Origin of the sequence: Mesorhizobium sp. M1312, assembly GCF_040318115.1 — a bacterium.
Taxonomy (GTDB): Bacteria; Pseudomonadota; Alphaproteobacteria; order Rhizobiales; family Rhizobiaceae; genus Mesorhizobium.
Genome location: NZ_JAMYLQ010000105.1, coordinates 1 through 624 on the forward strand (window position 1 = coordinate 1; position 624 = coordinate 624).

Annotated in this window: 1 protein-coding gene and 1 pseudogene; both read right to left on the reverse strand. The window is 63.1% G+C overall.

All coding sequences use genetic code 11. The annotated features are described in order from the left end of the window. Window positions 1–191: pseudogene (locus tag NKH36_RS34720) on the reverse strand (IS66 family transposase); the annotation flags it as partial. A 44-nt stretch (window positions 192–235) separates the two neighbouring features. Further along, a partial coding sequence (gene tnpB, locus NKH36_RS34725; protein ID WP_352966322.1) for an IS66 family insertion sequence element accessory protein TnpB occupies window positions 236–624 on the reverse strand: 389 nt, incomplete at its 5' end.

Here is a 624-nt window from a genome sequence, read left to right on the forward strand (position 1 = left end):
CTGCCATGGATCTCGCGCTTCAGCTTCTCGATCTCCAGTCGGAGCCGCGCGATCAGCGCATCCGAGTGCGAGTTCACCGCTTGCGCGCGGGCGGCGAGTGCTTGTGCCTCCCGGCGGGCCGCACGCTCCGCGAGGATCATCGCGTGCGCACTGGCAAGATCATCAGGAAGCTGATCGGCCGCATCGGTCATGGCGCGATGGAATCATATTCGCTCCTCCATGCCAACGATTTTGCTCATCCCGCCGAGCTCGGACGCCAGGTTTTTTGCGGCATCCGCCAGTCGATGCCTTCGAGCAGATAGCCGAGCTGAGCGGGCGTGATCACCAATGTTCCGTCGGCCGCCGATGGCCAGATGAACCGGCCGCGCTCGAGCTTCTTCGTAAACAGGCAGGCACCCTGGCCGTCATGCCAGATCACCTTGATCAGCCCTCCCTGCCGCCCGCGGAAACAGAACAGATGACCGCTGTGCGGATCGCGCTTCAAGGTCTCCTGCACCATCAGCGAAAGACCCGGAAAACCTTTCCGCATATCCGTATAGCCAGTGGCGAGCCACACCTTCACACCGCTCGGGACCGGGATCATCGCCGCTCCAGAACATCGAGGATCCGGCCGAGCGCCTCGCT